12 protein-coding genes are annotated in these 12,507 nt (G+C 66.1%); 4 read left to right on the top strand and 8 right to left on the bottom strand.

Translation table 11 applies throughout. The features are described 5' to 3' along the window. Positions 1–218 precede the first annotated feature (218 nt). Entirely contained in the window at positions 219–1,835 is a 1,617-nt protein-coding gene (gshA, locus tag HDG32_RS19440) for a glutamate--cysteine ligase (RefSeq protein WP_184069913.1), read from the top strand. A 223-nt stretch (positions 1,836–2,058) separates the two neighbouring features. Continuing rightward, positions 2,059–2,574, top strand: a complete 516-nt coding sequence (locus tag HDG32_RS19435) for a hypothetical protein (protein WP_311540095.1) — start codon at positions 2,059–2,061, stop codon at positions 2,572–2,574. A gap of 51 nt (positions 2,575–2,625) precedes the next feature. Here the strand turns inward: HDG32_RS19435 and HDG32_RS19430 are convergent, their stop codons facing one another. Beyond that, complete coding sequence (locus tag HDG32_RS19430; protein WP_184069911.1) at positions 2,626–4,188, bottom strand: DHA2 family efflux MFS transporter permease subunit; 1,563 nt, start codon at positions 4,186–4,188, stop codon at positions 2,626–2,628. Between the two features lie 211 nt (positions 4,189–4,399). Continuing rightward, a complete protein-coding gene (locus tag HDG32_RS19425) occupies positions 4,400–4,906 on the bottom strand; it encodes a MarR family winged helix-turn-helix transcriptional regulator (protein WP_018418907.1) in 507 nt (168 codons plus the stop codon). 257 nt (positions 4,907–5,163) lie between these two features. Between HDG32_RS19425 and HDG32_RS19420 the strand changes: the two genes are divergently transcribed. Continuing rightward, the gene (locus HDG32_RS19420; RefSeq protein ID WP_184069909.1) at positions 5,164–5,562 is read left to right on the top strand and encodes a hypothetical protein; all 399 of its coding nucleotides are present in this window, start codon (positions 5,164–5,166) and stop codon (positions 5,560–5,562) included. Between the two features lie 279 nt (positions 5,563–5,841). Further along, positions 5,842–7,446: an efflux transporter outer membrane subunit gene (locus HDG32_RS19415; protein WP_184069906.1), complete on the top strand. Its 1,605-nt coding sequence runs from the start codon at positions 5,842–5,844 to the stop codon at positions 7,444–7,446. Positions 7,447–7,584: 138 nt separating this feature from the next. On the opposite strand, the gene HDG32_RS19410 is transcribed toward HDG32_RS19415, so the two are convergent. The 6 genes from HDG32_RS19410 to gspI are packed head-to-tail and all read right to left on the bottom strand — an operon-like array spanning position 7,585 to position 12,489. Continuing rightward, entirely contained in the window at positions 7,585–8,364 is a 780-nt protein-coding gene (locus HDG32_RS19410) for a type II secretion system protein N (RefSeq protein ID WP_184069904.1), read from the bottom strand. A gap of 28 nt (positions 8,365–8,392) precedes the next feature. Beyond that, positions 8,393–8,896 (bottom strand): type II secretion system protein M, encoded by a 504-nt coding sequence (locus HDG32_RS19405; RefSeq protein WP_184069902.1) that lies wholly within the window; start codon positions 8,894–8,896, stop codon positions 8,393–8,395. Next, positions 8,893–10,302, bottom strand: coding sequence for a type II secretion system protein GspL (gene gspL, locus HDG32_RS19400; RefSeq protein ID WP_184069900.1), 1,410 nt, complete (start codon positions 10,300–10,302; stop codon positions 8,893–8,895). The genes HDG32_RS19405 and gspL overlap by 4 nt, the downstream gene beginning before the upstream one ends. 28 nt (positions 10,303–10,330) lie before the next feature. Next, positions 10,331–11,443, bottom strand: a complete 1,113-nt coding sequence (gspK, locus tag HDG32_RS19395) for a type II secretion system minor pseudopilin GspK (protein WP_184069898.1) — start codon at positions 11,441–11,443, stop codon at positions 10,331–10,333. 1 nt (position 11,444) lies between these two features. Continuing rightward, positions 11,445–12,119, bottom strand: a complete 675-nt coding sequence (locus HDG32_RS19390; RefSeq protein ID WP_184069896.1) for a type II secretion system protein J — start codon at positions 12,117–12,119, stop codon at positions 11,445–11,447. After that, positions 12,097–12,489 (bottom strand): type II secretion system minor pseudopilin GspI, encoded by a 393-nt coding sequence (gene gspI / locus HDG32_RS19385; RefSeq protein WP_184069951.1) that lies wholly within the window; start codon positions 12,487–12,489, stop codon positions 12,097–12,099. The genes HDG32_RS19390 and gspI overlap by 23 nt, the downstream gene beginning before the upstream one ends. Positions 12,490–12,507 lie beyond the last annotated feature (18 nt).

Below are 12,507 nucleotides of genomic sequence, written 5' to 3'. Positions count from 1 at the left end.
CGTGAGCGTCGTCGCGACGTGCCGATGCCGATGCCGATGGCGTAGTTCAGCGCGACCTCAAGTGCCCGCTGAAACTCCGCCGAAGCGGCCGCAAGCAGCGGTTCTGGCGAGATGTTAAAGTGCCCGCTACTGAAAATTCCGCCGAACGTTGTCAGCCGCTATACCGTCTGTGGATCGTCTGGCGATACACGGCGACCGGCAACGCCCGACTTGCATCAATGCCAAACACCACACCTTCCTGCACGACCGACGCGCTTTCGCACCGCCTGTCCGTGCTCGACTCGAGCCCGCAGCGCGATGTGCTGATACGCGGCCTGCGCGGCATCGAAAGGGAAAGCCTGCGCGTGACGCGCAACGGCCAGCTCGCGATGACGCCGCATCCGCGCGGGCTCGGCTCGGCGCTCACGCACCCGTCGCTGACGACCGACTACTCCGAGGCGCTGCTCGAGCTGATCACGCCGGCTGAGCAGGACGCCGCCGAAACCCTCGCGCAACTCGACGTGCTGCATCGTTTCGTCTACGCGGAGCTCGGCGACGAGATCCTGTGGAACAACTCGATGCCGGGACTGTTGCCCGCCACCGACGATGGCATTCCGATCGCGCACTACGGCACCTCGAACATCGGCAAGCTGAAGTACGTGTACCGCGTCGGCCTCGCGCTGCGCTATGGCCGCACGATGCAGTGCATCGCGGGCATCCACTACAACTATTCGCTGAGCGAAGACGTGTGGCGCCTGCTGCACGCCGATCAGCAATCCACCGCGAACGCCGTCGACTTCCAGTCCGACCGCTACCTCGCGCTGATCCGCAATTTCCGCCGCACGAACTGGCTGCTGATGTATCTGTTCGGCGCGTCGCCGGCGCTCGATCGGCGCTTTCTCCGCGATCGCAAACACACGCTCGAGACGTTCGACGCCGACACGCTGTACCGCCCGTACGCGACCAGCCTGCGCATGAGCGATCTCGGCTATTCGAACACGACCGCGCAAGCCGCGCTGCACGCCGACTACGACACGCTGCCCGGCTATCTCGACGCGCTCGCGAAAGCCGTGAGCCAGCCGTATCCCGCCTACGAGCAGATCGGCACGCAACGCGACGGCGAGTGGGTGCAGATCAACACCAACGTGCTGCAGATCGAAAACGAGTTCTATTCGACGATTCGTCCGAAGCGCGTCACGTATCCGGGTGAGCGGCCGTTGCATGCGCTCGCCGCACGCGGCGTGCAATACGTCGAAGTGCGTTGCATGGACATCGATCCGTTCGAGCCGGCCGGCATTTCGCTCGAAACGTCGCGCTTTCTCGACGCGTACCTGCTCGTGTGCGCGCTCGACGACAGCGCGTCCCTGCCTCCGCCCGCGTACACCGAAGCGAACCAGAACTTCGGCCGCGTGACGATGGAAGGCCGCAAGCCAGGCCTCGAACTGGTTCGCGACGGCAAGCCGGTCGCGATGATCGATTGGGCCGACGAACTGCTCGTGAAAATCGACGCCGCGGCGGCCGTGCTCGACAGCCTGAAGGGCGGTGACGAACACGCGCGCGCGGTCGCCGCGCAACGCGCGAAGCTCGCGGACGTGTCGCTGACGCCATCGGCGCGCGTGCTGCAAACGATGCGCGACCAGCAGCAAAGCTTCCTCGCGTTCGGCCTCGCGCAAAGTGAAGCGCACGCCGCGTACTTCCGTGCGCGTCCGCTCGATGCCGCGCAGTCCAAGGCGTTTGCCGACCTCGCGGTGCGATCGCTCGACGAACAGGCGAAGCTCGAACGCGACGAGGTTGGTTCGTTCGATGCGTTCGTCGCTGCGTATCGGGCCTATACGCTCAATCGCTTCAGCGTCTGAGCGTTCGGACCACAGCATCCCGGAAGTGCTTCAAGCGGCCCACGTGGCCGCTTTTTCTTTGCCCCGAGCAACGCGCAGGTAACCTCTACGGATTGCGCTCTTCAGGCGTCCGCGGAATCGGCAAATACTCCGCGCGACGTCGCGATTCTCTGATCTGGGTGAAACACCGCTTCGATGGGGTAGTCCAAACTCTTATGACATGCTCCACAGGGGAGGTATCGACGTGAGGAACAAAGCTCTGTTGGCCGCGCTGTGTCTCGTGGCGGCGACGGCATGCTCGACCCAGGGTCAGGTCGATCCCGATGTCATGCAGATCGCGACCAGGCCGTTGACGTGTTCGAACAAAGCCGAATGCGACCTCTGGTGGCAACGGGCGCAAACGTGGGTCGCGAGTCATTCGAAGTACAAGATCGAGACCGCTAACGACTCGCTGATCCAGACCGCCGGCCCGGACGGCGGCAAGCGCGCGCTCGCGTTTCAGATCACGCGCGCCGCAGGTCCCGATGGCACCACCACGATCGGCTTTTCGGCGCATTGCGACAGCTCGCTCGGCTGCAAGCCGAATCCGTGGGAAGCCGGTGCGGATTTCAAGCAGTATGTGAGAGGCACCACGGGCACAGCCGCCAGCGCGCCGCAAGGCAGCGCGACGCCATCGCAGAACGCGCCCGATGCGACGCATCCGGAGACGATGCCCCGTAACACGACCAGGCTGCCGAATGGCGAGGTGATGTCGCAATAGATCGAGCGGTGGCCGCAGCGGCGATGCGTTCGCCGCCGCCGCGCGTTTGCTTCAGTGTCCTAATGAAGGTCCGGTGCCTTTGCGCGGCTTCGTGATCCACACGAGCACCGCCAGCACGATAAACGCCGCGCCCGAGATGCGGAAGAAGTCGTTGGTGGCCATCATGTACGCCTGACTCGTCACCACCTGGTTCAGCTGCGCGGTCAGGCTGTCGCCGGAGAGCCCGGCGCCCGCCAGCGCATTCGTATAGGCGTTGGTGTTCGCCGAATACGTGCTGACCGTATCTGCAAGCATCGCGTGGTGATAGATCGTGTCGTTTTCCCAGAACGTCGTGCTGATCGCGGTGCCGATCGCGCCCGACAACGTGCGGAAAAAGTTCGACAAACCCGACGCGCTTGCAAGACGCTCGTCGGACACGCTCGACAGCGTGATCGTCGTCATCGGCACGAAGAAGCAGGCGACGCCGATCCCCTGCACGAGCCGCGGCAGGATCACGTGGCCGAACGGCACGTCGAGCGTGAACGTCGAGTTCCAGAACGATACGATCGCGAACACGACGAACGCGAAGCTCGCGACCATGCGCAGATTGAGCCGATGCATGTTCTTGCCGATCATCGGCGACAGAAACAGCGCGAGCAATCCGACCGGTGCCGTGGCGAGACCCGCGAGGCCGGCCGTATAGCCCATCACCGTTTGCAGCCATAGCGGGAAGATCACCACCGAGCCGAAGAACGCCATGAAGCCGAACGAGACGATCACGACGCCGAGCGCGAAGTTGCGATCCTTGAACAGCGACAGGTCGACGATCGGCTCCTTCTCGGTCAACTCCCACACGAGCAGGAACGCGATCGACACGAGCGCGATCACGGCGAGCGCCACGATGAACGTCGAGTTGAACCAGTCGCGGTCCTTGCCGAGGTCGAGCATCATCTGCAGACACGACACGCCGGTCACGAGCAGCACGAGGCCCACCGCGTCGATGCGCTGGCGCGTCGTCTGCGTCTCGCGGCCACGCAGCAGCAGATACGCGCAGAACGCCGAGAACAGGCCGATCGGCACGTTGATGTAGAAGATCCACGGCCACGTGAAGTTATCGGTGATGTAGCCGCCCATCACCGGGCCGAAGATCGGCGCGCAGATCACGGTCATCGCCCATAAGCCGAGCGCGAGTCCACGTTTGGCGGGCGGGTAGGAGCGCATCAGGATCGTCTGCGACAGCGGCACCATCGGCCCGGACACGAGCCCTTGCACGAGCCGGAAGGCGATCAGCGATTCGAAGTTGTGCGCGAAACCGCAGGCCGCCGACGCGATCGTAAACAGCAGCACGGACAGCGTGAAAAGTCGTACCTCGCCGACGCGTCGCGCGAGCCAGCCGGTCAGCGGCACGGCGATCGCCGAGGCGACCGAGTACGACGAGATCACCCAGGTGCCCTGGCTTGCGGCGACGCCGAGGCTGCCGGAAATGGTCGGCACCGCGACGTTCGCGATCGAGGTGTCGAGCACCTCCATGAAGGTGCCGAGCGCAAGGCCGACGGTCAGCAGCGCGAGCGTGCCGCCCTGGAGCGGGGCGAGTTCTGCTGCGGGCAGCGTGGCGTTGGAAGCCGTGGCATCCATAGGTTTGTTCTCCTCAGGCGGCGAAAGCTTGTCGCGGCAGCCTTATCGCGTGTTTCAGATACCATGCTTGCATGCTGCATCACCCTCTGCCCAGACAGATATCTGATGACAATGACGCCTTGGAAAAGCGCCTCGTGATTGTCCTGCTAGTACTTCGTGATGACGCGCCGCCGCCATCCGACGACGACCGTTGTTTGACGCATGCTTCGGCTCATCCCGGCGGCTCGTCCGGCGGTGGCGCCGGTCCGCAACCCACGTCGGCGTCTCCCTCGGGACCGTTTGCGATGAAACGGGCGAGCAGGTGAATCAGCGTCGCGTGCTCCTCGGCGGTAAAGCCGCGCAACTGGTCGTTCAGCACAGTTGCGCCGAGGTTCGGCAACTGGCGCGCGGCCTCGTGGCCCTGCTGCGTCAGCTCGAGTTTCACCATACGTCGGTCGTCGCTGCTGCGGGTGCGCACGACGAAGCCCTTCTTTTCCAGCCGGTCGAGCAGACGCGTCATCGAGCCGCTGTCGTACGACATCGCGCGCGACAGCTCGAATGGCGTACTCGCGCGCCGCGACGACAGCATCAGAATCACGCCGATCTGCTGCGCGGTGAGCCCGAGCGGCTTGACCGCACGGTCCGTGCGCTCGACCAGCACGTTGCGCGCTTTCGTCAGGTAGTAGCCGAGACTGCTCGTGAGCTCGACCTCGTCCGCTTTGTAGGGGCCATCAGTCATGGGGTATCCGTAACATCCAGGCAAGACGAAGTTTAGCTGCCTAAGCAGACAAGTCAAATCGCATTTTGCGGTGCGCAACGAGGCCAACCGAAATACAACAGTCGAATCAATTGCGCCGCACAGTATCTTGAAATTTGATTGCATAGTCAATATTATGACAAGCAATGAGTTTCGCGCGTCCTGCGCCATCGAGACCATGTTCTGACCGATCGACCGCACGCCGCCCGCCTCGCGACGCGCGCCAAAGGATTTCCCCGATGCTGTACCTCAAAAACACGCTTGGCGGCCTCAGCCGCTCACTGACCGATTCCGCACTCCATACCTTCCAGGGCCGACACCGCTGGTGGAAGCTCGCGCTGTTTGCGGGACTGTTCGTGCTGCCGGGTGGGTCGGTGGGTGTCGCGTTGCTCGCGTGGGCCGAGCATCGAAGGGCGACGAAGCGGGCGAGGAAAGGCAGCGTTGTGGGTGCGGAATCCAGCGAGATCGTGCTGTCGAAGGAAAGCTTCGTGATAAAGGCGGGAAACGTCGTCCCCGCGACGGCCAACAGCGGTAACGCTTGCCTCGCGCCTAGCGGTGCGTCGTGCCGGGCCTCGGCTGGCAAGCTCGCGTGTCAGCGTCAACGCCAGCAGACCCAATCCACGGAATCGCGGCTCTGAAGGTGCACCGATTCGCAGCGCGCTTTTCGGCACACAGTTTCGCTTCGTCTAGCCATCTGAACGACCGCGAACCCGCAGCCCCTCGCGCCGCCGGTAACAACGCGTAACCAGCGCGTCACCGCAAGTAACACACCTGCGCGCCGCCTCGCATTAACCTTTCGGCTTTCAGTTTCCCGCGCTCGCGCGGGCTCATACGCTAACATTCCGGCAGACCACGATCTCGCCCGGCCGGTGGCGCCATTCCCGGCCGCATTGCGGCGTCCAGAAGGAATTCATTGCATGCAGTCTGATCGAATGTCGCGGCCGCTTGCGCCGCGCGTCCTGTCCCTTGCCGTGAGCGCGGCCTGCGCGACGCTCCTGGCGGCCTGCGCGGTCGGTCCGAACTATCAGCGGCCGGCCACCGAGATCCCCGCGTCGTTCAAGGAAGCCGCGCCCGGCTGGAAAGTCGCCGAACCCGCCGATCAACACGACCGCGGCGACTGGTGGGCGATCTACGAAGACCCGAAGCTCAACGAACTCGAAGCCAAGCTCAACACCGCGAACCAGACCATCGCGCAATTCGCCGCGAGCTACCGGCAGGCGCGCGCGCTCGTCGGCGAAGCGCGGGCAGCGTACTTCCCGACGATCGGTGCGTCGGCGGGCGCGACGCGCTCGGGCAACGGCACGCAAACCGGTGGCAATGCGACTACGGCGACCAGTCGCGAGGGCATCACCAACAGCTTCAACGTGCAGATGACGGCGAGCTGGGAGCCCGACCTGTGGGGCTCGGTCACGCGCTCGGTCAACGCGCAGAAAGCCGGCCAGCAGGGCGCGGCCGCCGACCTCGCGAACGCGCGCCTGTCCGCCCAGGCCACGCTCGCGCAGACCTACTTCCTGCTGCGCGCGCTCGACTCCACGCAGAAGCTGCTCGACGACACCGTGATCGCCTATCAGCGCTCGCTGCAATTGACGCAGAATCAGTACGCGGCCGGCGTCGCCGCGCGCTCGGACGTGATCCAGGCGCAAACGCAGCTGCAATCGGCGCAGGCCGCCGCGATCGACAACGGCATCCAGCGCGCGCAGGACGAGCACGCGATCGCGGTGCTGGTCGGCGTGCCCGCGTCGATGTTCTCCCTGCCGCCGATGCCGCTCACCGCGACGCCGCCCGCCGTGCCTGCGCAGATGCCCTCCGCGCTGCTCGAACGCAGGCCGGATATCGCATCGGCGGAACGCAAGGCCGCGGCGGCGAACGAGCAGATCGGCGTGGCGATCGCCGCCTTCTTCCCGTCGCTGACGCTGTCGGCGACCGGCGGCTTCGAGAACTCGGTGTTCTCGCAATTGTTGACGTTGCCGTCGCGCTTCTGGACGCTCGGCCCGCAACTGGCCGGGACGATCTTCGACGCCGGCCTGCGCAAAGCGCAAACCGAGGCCGCGCGTGCCACCTATGACGCGGATGTCGCGACCTATCGGCAGACGGTGCTCGCCGCGTTCCAGGACGTCGAGGACAACCTCGCGTCGCTGCGCATCCTCGAACAGGAAATCGTCGTGCAGCGGCAGGCGGTCGACTCGGCGCGCCAGGCGCTCGCCATCGTGACGAACGAGTACAAGGCGGGTACGGTCGGCTTCGTCAATGTGCTGACCGCGCAGACCACGGCTTTCACGGCCGAACAGAAGCTCGAGAATATCGCCGGGCAGCGGATGGTGTCGTCGGTGGGGCTCGTGAAGGCGCTCGGCGGCGGCTGGGACGCGTCGCAGATGAATCGCGAGACCGGCGATGTCGCGGCGCCCGCGCCGCTGCCGGCATCGGCGCCGAGGGCTGCGGCCACGTCAGTCGGCGCGCCGTCCATCGCACAGAGCACCGCGTCGGGCACAGACGCGCCGCAAGCGCGGGTGCAGAGCAAATAATGTCCGCTGCGCTCGCCGCGCAGCAACGCCACAAAACAGAAGAGGCATGGTCGCAACTCGCGGCCATGCCTCTTTTTTCATCGCGCCACGCGCGCGAAACACGCGCCTCGGCACACATCAGCGCACGTCAGCCCCAACTCAGCGCACGAACGTCAGCGCCACCGTATCCGGCCCGCTAGGCCGGCCAAGCAGATTCAGCAGGCCGGCGAGGTTATCGTGCTGCTCCGGCGCGGCGCTCGCCGTGCCATGAAACGACGTCGATGCGGCCGACACCGTGCCGCTGCCGGTCAGCGTCAACGGACCCTTGATCGTGCTCAGATCGAGCGCCGACGACGTGCCCTGCGCCTGAAACCTGACCCGGTACGACCCGAGCGGCTTCACGAGCGACACCCGGGAGCTGACGTCGTCGAGCATCATCGTCAGCTGGCCGAACGCTTCGCCGTTGAAACTGCGCCACTCGGACCACGACAGCTGCACGTTGCCCTGCAGATCGAGGGTGTTGAATGGCGCGCCAAGCCCCGCGAGCAGCGACGCCGGCACCGCGAGCGCGCCGGGCGTGACGGTTGCGCCGCGCGGCGTCGCTTCGACCGTGACCGGGTCGGGCATCGCCTCGCTATGGCGCATGACCATGCGCACGCGTCCGGTGAAAAGCGGCCAGAACGCCGTGCGCCATTCGATCCGACCAGGCAGCAGCGTCGCCGCGCTCATATCGGCGCCGGCGGCCAGCATCAGGGTCGCCGAGCCATGCCACAGCGAGCCCTCGGCGTCGACGAGATTGACGTGCCCGTGCGTTTGCCGCGCGAACTGCGGCGTAATCCAGGCGGCCGGCAGTAACGCGAGCGTCACGGCCGCCACCGACAAAACGGCGACCACCAGCCACGGCAGCGCCGGACGCAGGCGCCACATCCAGTAATTCATGCGAGATCCTGTAGCGAGCGGCGCGTTGTTATTTCGCGGTCGACGGTTGCAGCGCGACCGTCAGATCGACCTGGCCGTCGTCTTTCAACGCGGTGATGTGCGCCTCGGAGACCTGCACCTTGAACTGCTTGCGCACGTCATCGACCCACGCGGTCCAGGCTGGAAACGCCACGTTTTTCATTTGCACCTGCACCGCGTTGCCGACGAACTGCACCTGCGTCGCGGCGAGGCCATGTTCGCCGAGCGATGCGGAAAGCGCGTCCTTCAGCGCCGCGCCGGTCGGCGCGACACCTTGCGCGGCCGCCGACAGCGAGCGCGCCTCGTTCGACTGCGCGGTCATCTGCGCAAGCTGCCGCTGCAGGCTGGGCAGCGATTCACGCAGGTGCGCGCGGCCTTCCTGCGCGGGCGCCCACAGCACCGACCATGCAATCGCCACGGCGAGCGCGGAGCCGCCCCACGTCAGCAGCGCCTTTTCGCGATCGGTGCGCTGGTCCCAGAAGCCAGCCCATGTTTGAGCGAGTTCAGCTTTCATTGTCCGTTCCTGATGGTCCACTTGCCGGTACTGCTGTCGATCGCACCGGTAAGGCCGTTGCGCGCGAGGCGCTTGGCGAAGTCGGGGTCGACCTTGACCGCGGGTTTGAAGGTCACGTCGAGGCGGTGCTCGTGATAGTCGAGCGCCGCAATGCCGTTGACCGGCAGCGGCGACAGCGAGCGCGCGAGGCCGTCGGCGAGCGACAGGAAATCCTCCGGCGACAGCTCGCCCGCCGCCACGCGCAGCTGTTGCACCTGACGCGCCATCTGATCGGGCGCGTCGAGTACGACGGTCGTCTTCGGGAACGTATTGAGCAGCAGCTCCGTCATCTGCGTGTTGATCGCGTCACGCTGACGCGCAAGCATCAGCCACTGCACGTTCGCGCCGATGATCGCGACGACGAGCGCGGCGAGCGCGAGCACGATCGGCAGACGCAGACGCCGCAGCGTCGCGCGATCGAGGCGCCACGGCTGCGACGCGAATTCGAACTGGCACAGGTCGAAGCGGCATTCGAGCGCGCGTCGCGCGAGCTGCTCGAACGGCAGCGGACTCGCGCCGTGAATATGCGAGGCGAGCCGCGCGGGACTCGTCGTGGATTGGTTCGGCTCGTTGCCGGGCACCTCGGTCAGCATGTACAGCGACACCGACGCCGCACCCGCTAGCGCGGACAGCGTCGCGTTCACCGCATCGGCCGGCGCCGCGAAACCCTCGCCCTGGACACCGCGTGCAATCGCCAGTTCGACGCGCGGCACGCCGCTGTCGAGCGCGCCTTCGACGAGCAGCGCGGGTGCGGTCTGCACGACCGCACCGAGCACCGCGGCCACCATCGGCACGATGGACGGCGCTTCGGGCGCGACCACCGGCGCGATGCCCGGTAGCGACGTCGCGACGCTCGCCGCGCCGGCCATCGTCGGCTCGCGCACTTCGGCTGTTTCATCGACGTTCGCGGCAACTTCGGTCACCGGCGCCAGCGGCAGGCAACGCGTGACCGGCACCGCGCGCAGACTGCGATGACCGGCCGCCGTGAACGCCTCACAGATGAAACGGAACCAGCCGCGATCAATGATCGCGAGCAGGTGCCGACCTTCACCAAGCCCCTGCGGATCGACCGCGATGTGGCAGGTCTGCGGGTCCTGGATCAGTTGATCCTCGACGATATTGGGCAGCGCCTGGCGCAGCTTCGGTCCACGCAGCGGCGGCAGCGTCGCGGGCATCAGCAGCAGGTCGCGCGCGGCGAGCATCAGCACCGTCGTGCCGGCGCGCGGCAGCAGCGCGAGTGCCGAGCGGCCGGCGCGCTGCGTGCGCCCCGTCTTGTCGAGCAGCACGAACGGCAGCTCGGGCAGTTGCCATTCCTGCGAGGGCACCGCCGGATCACGCGGTGGCAATAGGACGATCAGCGTGCTCAAAGGCCACTCTCTCTGTGGATTGCGTTGTTCATAGTTGGTCTTGTACCCGCACGATACGCGTGGTGTGAGTTAGCGGATCGCGATAGACGAGCGTCGTGCGATCCACTTCGGCGCGCTCGTGCTGCACACTGCCGTGGACTAAAAAGTAGCTCGAATTGACGTCGAACTCATTCGGATCGATCGACACCGATTGCACACCGGCGGCGGTCAGCGCGAGCTGCACGTCGCCGACGTTGCGGAAAAACACGGTCTGGCGCCGCGCGACGAGTGCTTGCGCCTGCGACACGGTCATGCCCGGCACCACCGCCGCGATCACTTCGGCCGACGCGGTGTTCATGTTGATCGCGGTGGTCGTAGGCAGCACGGTGACGAACGGCCGCAGCTTCGCGACGATCTCCGGCGTGTAGCCCGGAATGTCGAGCAGCGAATCGACGCTCGTCATCAGCAGCGGCGCGACCGCCACGTTGTCGTCGCCGTCCTCGATGCCGGGCTGGTTCGTGAAGTTGCCGCCCGTCATACCGCCGCCGCCACCCACCTGCGGCGTGCTGCTGATCGACGTGCCGGTCTGAAAGCGCGTCGCCGATTGCGACAGCCCCGCGCGCACGTGCAGCGCGGTCACTTTGGCGAGCTGCCCGCTCAGGCCGAGCGACACCAGCAGGCGCTGATACGCGGCCATCTGCTCGGCGCTGATTTGCGTCACGCCGGGCGCCGGACTTGCGACCAGATTGCGCAGATTGAATCGGGACTGCGCGTCCTCGATCGATCCCGACAGGTAGGTGGCCGCGCCTTGCTCAGCGCGTACCTCGCCAATCTGGCCGAGAAAATCCGACAGCCGGGTTTTCGCGATCGGCACGCCCCACAAGCCGCCCAGATACGTGATGCCAGCCGACGTATCGCCTTCGGAGCGCAGAATCAGCCGGGTCCAGTCGAGCGCGCCGCGCGCGACCCATTGCGCCTGCGACAACAGCCGCTGATTCTCGATGCGCCGGATTTGTACCTGCTGGCGCCACAACATGCCGGACACGAGGATCGCCGACAGCGCGACCACGAGCAGCGCGCTGATGATGGCCACGCCGCGCTCGCGCGCGCCGGCCACGCGCGAACCGGATGCCGACTTTTTCGACGACGAGGAGAACGTCATGTCATTCTCCGACCAGAAAAACGCGCGTGACCGGCCGCGCGAGCGATGTTGCGCCGATGCTGACCTCGAGCCCCGTCACCGAGCGCGGCATCGGCGCGTTGCCGAGCTGCGGCACCTTCAGGTTGTTGACGGCTTCGGTCAGCGCGGTCTGTACGTCGTTCATCCGTATGGTCCAGCCGAGCTTCGGCACGTACATGCGCGCCGAGATCGAGCCGACGCCACCCATCAGCGGCACCGCGCTCCAGCCTTCGTCGCTGCCGTGCAACGCGCGCCGCAATTCGCCGACGTTGCCGAGCGGCGGCGACGCGTAGCGCACCACGCGGCCGTTCGAGATCTGATAGCGCACCACCTGCAGACGCGGCGCGGTGGCCGGCAGCACCATGTGCCGCACGATCTGCAGCGCGTTGCCGGACACCGAGACCGCGGCCTGGCCCGATTCGTCGTCGCTGGCGGCCTGGCGTGCGTCGATGCGCATCTGGTCGAACAGCTGCGCGAACACGCGTTCGTCTTCCATCGCGTTCGTGATCGTCGTGCGGCCGCGGATGATCTGATCGAGCCCGCGCCATGACAGCACGGCGATCACCGCGAGGATCGCGATCGCGACCAGCAGTTCGATCAGCGTGAAGCCGCGCGCGCCATAACGGCGGCGGCGCTCACAGCGAGCGGTTGTTTTCATTCGCGACCACCGTGACCATCTGCGCGAGATTGCCGGACTGCCCTGGCATCGTCACCATCACTTCGACACGGCGAAACACCGGATTCGGCGTCGCCGTCACATGCTCGGTACAGCGCAGTTGCAGATTGCCTTGCGAGCAATCGAAGCTCGTTGAGCCGATGTTGGGCCATGCATGCTTCAGATGAAGGTCCGCGAGCGCGTTGTCCGCGCTCCAGCCGGCGAGCAGACGCCGGTGCAGATCGGCTTCGCCGCTCGCGAGACTGCCGACCGCGCGCAGCGACGCGGCAAGCGCGATCGCGATGATGGCGAGCGCGACCAGCACCTCGATCATCGTGAAGCCACGCTCCTCGCGGCACCCGACATCGCGCATCATGAAGAGGGAAGGGGC

Origin of the sequence: Paraburkholderia sp. CI2 (assembly GCF_014201055.1) — a bacterium.
Classification (GTDB): Bacteria; Pseudomonadota; Gammaproteobacteria; order Burkholderiales; family Burkholderiaceae; genus Paraburkholderia; species Paraburkholderia tuberum.
This window is presented reverse-complemented; position numbering and strand designations above follow the sequence as displayed.